Below are 4,758 nucleotides of genomic sequence, written 5' to 3' on the forward strand. Positions count from 1 at the left end.
TCCCGTCCCAGCGTCAAATAATAGTGCATCCGCAGTTGAGGATACCAGCCATCGTCATCTTTCTCGACTAAATCAGGGGTAACATCAACTTCATAGCGACGGGATAATTCAGCTTTGCGCTGCTGATGTCGTTCGGTTTTCGTTTTCGCCCTTTTATCTTGCAGTTTTTTCAGTTCGGTTGGGGAGAGTTCATCAGAATCTGCGATCGCTTCACACTCAGCAGTATACAATTGCTCACTTGCCGCCTTAACCGACTCGATTACAGCCCCACTCTCATCGTCATCAGCATCGTCGGCATCAATAATGGTGTAACCATCTTCGACCAAACCCGCAAGAACAGACTCTCGATAGCGCCGCATCTCAACGTTGATAACAGAACCACGTTTGCCCCAAGTCTGCAAAGATTCGGGCTGAAAATTCTGGTCAACATAGCTGTAATCGTCATTATCCGCCGCCGACAACAGCGCAATGTTCGCTTGTGTGGCGATGTGCTGACTTCTTAGCAATCCTCCGATGGATGTGGAGCCATTGCCTACAACCGACATCCCCCACTCTCTAACCCAAATGTGGCGGTCAACTGTCTCCCTAACCCTTGCCAACATCTGACGCACTGAGTTAACAGGCTGCACACCTTGAAATATCCCCCAAACACCATCAAAATGTCCTCGAATGTCGATGCTGACCCCAGTTTCTAAACTTGGAGATGCGATAACCAAATTGTACTGGGTAAGAATTTCGTTCAAGTGAGCGATACAACCGAAAGCCGCATGAGAGGGGTCAGCAACAGATTCGCTGTCAATTCGCAGTATCCGCAGGTGTGGGTATTTGCGGCGAAAACGTTCTTCCAATGCTTGCGTCCCCCATTTAGACTTAGCTTTTTGAGCAGAGCAGCACAATAGATGATGCCCACCTTTGGAGATCGCCCGATCAAGAGCAGCAATCAAATTCTTCGGATTACTACCAGAATAGTTGTAACAGTTTCCGGCTACATGCCGATAATTATTAACGATGACGAACGGGTTAACTCGATATTTACCAGCGAGTGATAAAACATACTTCACATCAGTATCAGACACATCAGCGCTTGATAGGTAAATCTTTCCCTGGCTACTGCCCAAAACATTCTGCACTAACTGCTTGAGGTTTTTGAGAACAGATACCCGACGCTTCTGCACTTCCGTACCAGAGTTAAGCAAGTGCCAGAAAACTTGGTCACATTCATCAATAATAATGACATCATTTGACCAGTCGTTAGGGTTGAATCGCGCCTGACTTTTTTGATGCAGCGAATCAACGCACACCCCATATCCTAATAATGTGCCTGTTTCATTTGTGCGGACTTCGGTAACATAGTTAACACCGAAGCGATTGCACAATGCCTCACCCAGTTGAATGCGGTGGGTGATGATTAATACCCTCTGCCCAAGGTCATGGGCTTTCGCCACCTCAGTTGCAAGCCATTCAGTTTTACCAGTGCCTTTGGGAGCCTTGAGGATAATCAGTTTTTCGCCTTGGGGTACGAGCAGATGACCGAGGAATCTTTGGTTGAGTGCGATCGCTGGCGGGTAAGTCAGCAGAGTAAACAGCTTAATCTCCCACAACTCCAAAGCAACAGCAGTATTGTAGAGTGCGTCAAATGCTGGCTGCCCCTTGGCGACGATAAAATCATCAACCCCTTTCTCTTGCCCTAACGGTAAATCAATCACCCGCAGCGAACAGCCTTCATTTACCAGCAGCCTTCCCATACGACTGATAGCGGTTCTGACTCGCTGGACTGTCTCAGGTTTATTGTCCTGGTCAAAGCAGATGTTAACCTGTCTCCCCTGTGTTGCAAAGTGTTTGAGGTCTGGAATCAGGTATGGTTTGCCATTAGCTATACCGTAGTCATCAGTAGGTGTACGGTATCCAGCGTTAACGCCAGGAATTGCGATCGCTGCATAGCCGGCTGTCAGTAACGCTCCCGCTTTCTTAACACCTTCTACGATTGTCACTGGTACGTTGTGCCGCCAAACCCAATGCCAAAAACCGCCGGGATGTTGTAAATCTTCTTCGGTGATAGGGATACCGCTACGATTGGAAACTTTTACCCAGATGCGATTCGGGACTAAGAGGAAAAAAGCGCGTGTCTCTTCTCTGTAAGGATGCTCGTACTTGATGAACTTGTGAATTTTCTGGCGATCTCTTCGGGGATGGTCGGGTTTGAAACAGCCCCACATCATCAGGACGTAGTTGTTGAGGGGGTCAACGCCATTGCACCACCAGCCGCCGAGTTCTATGTGTTGGTATTTCTTTAAATCGCGATCGCGTAATCGTCCATCGTTACGACGGGAGATTTTGGGACTGTAGAGCAAGTATTCGTAGGGGACAGTCCGGGAGAGTGAGCGTACATTCAGGGCAATGATTTCTTCGTCAACGCCACTATTTAACCATTCTTGTAGATGTTTTTGGTGAAAATCATCATTTAGTAATGTGATTGTACTCATGTTTCCTCCAATATTTTGACGCATAAAAATAGAGCAGCACTTGGTAGATGCCGCTATTGATAGTCTTCAGATTGGTCAAAGGCTAAGGGGTTATTATCAAATGAGAAAACCCAACAGGAGCTTTATTTATTCGTGAACAGGAGCTAAATGCAGAATAGCCAAGATGGATAGTCGCGCTTATCAGAAGTAGCAATTACTGGAATCAAAATTTTGTCATTTGAAAAACTCCATTCTCTTAAAGCGCAACTGATAACGCTAGTAACAAGAAAGCCAATTTCACTATTAAAGATGGAAGTTTGTAGAATCTGAAATTGTTTTTTAGTTGCTAAAACGTAAATCCATTCAGGGCAATGTTGTTCGTGATCGTAAATTTGACAAATCCAGCCCAAACCATGTTTACGTATCAAAGGGGTAAGTGAGTCAATAATTTGTTGTTGATTCAGGGCGAATAGTTTTCGTTCATAATTGTCATCAGTAGAACGTGGAACAATAACATACTGATTTTTCTTTGTGTAAGTTTCTGGGTACAAAAACCCAGTTGAAGCAATAACTAAATCAGTTTGTTTGTTCAAAAAATCATTTTGAATTGATATCAAACTATTGGGCATCTTTGCTTGACCATAGTTAGGGTCTAACTGACGGCTTAACTGATGACGGCGTTTAGCTCTTCCCATATCTGGCTCCTTTTTTCAAGTGTGAATACGATTGGTGGATGAATAGACGATTTGATCAGTAAACAAATCTCTAGAAGAGTGATATTTCGTATGTAGCGGCTCGAAAACTAATTGACTCTCACTAGTACATAAGAACTAGCTAGGGCATTATACATGATCCGGAGAATCAGAATTATCTACCCCCTGTATGTGGGCGGAAAGTGAGATTAATCCGAGTGCTAACGACTTTGTTGGTCTTGGGAACTTGATGCAGATGTGTTGATTGGCAACCGGGGTGCATCACAAGCAAGCTCCCGTGTTCCAGCCAGAAATCTGTTGGTCTGCCATCTCTCGGTTTGATTTGGAATTTGCGACATGACCCCAAGCTGACTGATGCAATCGCCGGGTTAAATCCCATTGATGGCTCTTTGTCTGCGTGCCAGCCGATTGAGTCAGTCCCCGTGCGGTACCAGGGCAAACGCATCTAAATTACTCTTGATCACAACGAAGGTTAAGAACCAACGAAAAAATCAGGATTTCGAGCTTGATTATTTTTTAAGCCCCAAAGCGATCGCCTAAAACTTTCGCAATAAGCAAAACTTAATGACATTGATTTTAAATCTATTCTCAATAAAGTATGCTTATTGACATGATGCGGCCGCCCTGCGTGCGGTACTGGTTGCCGATGACGATGCGAAATTTGTAGCTTGTAAGTGCGGTGATAGAGTCCCGCAACTTAGCCAGATTGTCTGTCCAAGTCAGGGGTTTCAAAAATACGCTGTTGGAGTAAAGGTAATCACATCCGGCATCACCATAAATGCACTCCAGGCGGGGAACGGGCATTGTTTTACCCGCGATCCTGATTTGATTCTGCTGCCACTCCAGTTTCAAGCAGTGTTGGTAGAGCGAGTTAGCTTGTTCAAGACTTAAGAAATCGGGGTAGTAGGTGATAGGCAAAACTGGGATTGATTCAGTAAATAAGTTGAGTTGTTGCATGGTAGTTCTCTCAAATTTTGAAACTGCTGTTAGTTCTGTTCGGCTTTAAAAACCTCAACCAAAATACTTTCTGGATACAAACCGACTTTTCCAAAACGTGGGTCATGAATGCGTTCTATTTCTATTCCAAGATTCCGACACAATGCGCTTGCCTTTCGACCTTTAGTACCAGCTTCTTTTACAGATATTTCTAAACCTTGAAGATTAGCGAAACCAACAACACTATATTTATGTCCGCATGGGGTGTTTACTCTGTCTTGCTCAACTTCAACGGCTTTGAGTCTCGCCAAGATTTGAGTTTGTTGCTGTTGTTGTTGAAGTAAATGCTGCTCTTGCTCTGCCAAATGTTTAGCTAGAGCGGCGAGTAGCTGTATTTGTGTCATCGCTGTTTCGCTATTAGATGCGGGTTTAGTCCACCCCAGTAAATCTTGAATCCAGGCACGAACACCAATGCTTTCAAAAGCTTCACAGGCTAATTTTGCTTGTGTGGTACATCTCTTGCCAGCTTCATAACCGTAATAATGAAGTATGGTTGCTACAGCGACATCGGGAATACCGGACTCAGACCACGATAAAATCTCAGCACATTCAAAGCCTTTGTAGATAAGTCTTTCAACCAGTTTAGA

At 44.6% G+C, this 4,758-nt stretch carries 5 protein-coding genes; all 5 read right to left on the reverse strand.

Annotated elements, in window-relative coordinates; translation table 11 throughout:
• The coding region (locus H6G97_RS45645) for a plasmid replication protein, CyRepA1 family (RefSeq protein ID WP_190947029.1) at positions 1 to 2,483 on the reverse strand (2,483 nt) is incomplete at its 3' end.
• 143 nt (positions 2,484 to 2,626) lie between these two features.
• Positions 2,627 to 3,157 (reverse strand): hypothetical protein, encoded by a 531-nt coding sequence (locus H6G97_RS45650; RefSeq protein ID WP_190947030.1) that lies wholly within the window; start codon positions 3,155 to 3,157, stop codon positions 2,627 to 2,629.
• Positions 3,158 to 3,329: 172 nt separating this feature from the next.
• Complete coding sequence (locus H6G97_RS45655) at positions 3,330 to 3,620, reverse strand: alpha-ketoglutarate-dependent dioxygenase AlkB (protein ID WP_242056069.1); 291 nt, start codon at positions 3,618 to 3,620, stop codon at positions 3,330 to 3,332.
• 143 nt (positions 3,621 to 3,763) lie between these two features.
• Positions 3,764 to 4,132 carry an alpha-ketoglutarate-dependent dioxygenase AlkB family protein gene (locus H6G97_RS45660; protein WP_242056070.1) on the reverse strand — a complete coding sequence of 123 codons (369 nt, stop codon included), beginning with the start codon at positions 4,130 to 4,132 and terminating at the stop codon, positions 3,764 to 3,766.
• Between the two features lie 29 nt (positions 4,133 to 4,161).
• On the reverse strand, positions 4,162 to 4,758 hold a 597-nt coding region (locus tag H6G97_RS45665; protein WP_190947031.1), incomplete at its 5' end, for a hypothetical protein.

The sequence above is a fragment of the Nostoc flagelliforme FACHB-838 genome (genome assembly GCF_014698065.1).
Classification (GTDB): Bacteria; Cyanobacteriota; Cyanobacteriia; order Cyanobacteriales; family Nostocaceae; genus Nostoc; species Nostoc flagelliforme_B.

Excerpts from the sequence above, each read along its gene's own strand:
- H6G97_RS45650 (WP_190947030.1), bottom strand. The coding sequence starts at position 3,157 with ATGGGAAGAGCTAAACGCCGTCATCAGTTAAGCCGTCAGTTAGACCCT.
- H6G97_RS45655 (WP_242056069.1), bottom strand. The coding sequence starts at position 3,620 with ATGCGTTTGCCCTGGTACCGCACGGGGACTGACTCAATCGGCTGGCAC.
- H6G97_RS45660 (WP_242056070.1), bottom strand. The coding sequence starts at position 4,132 with ATGCAACAACTCAACTTATTTACTGAATCAATCCCAGTTTTGCCTATC.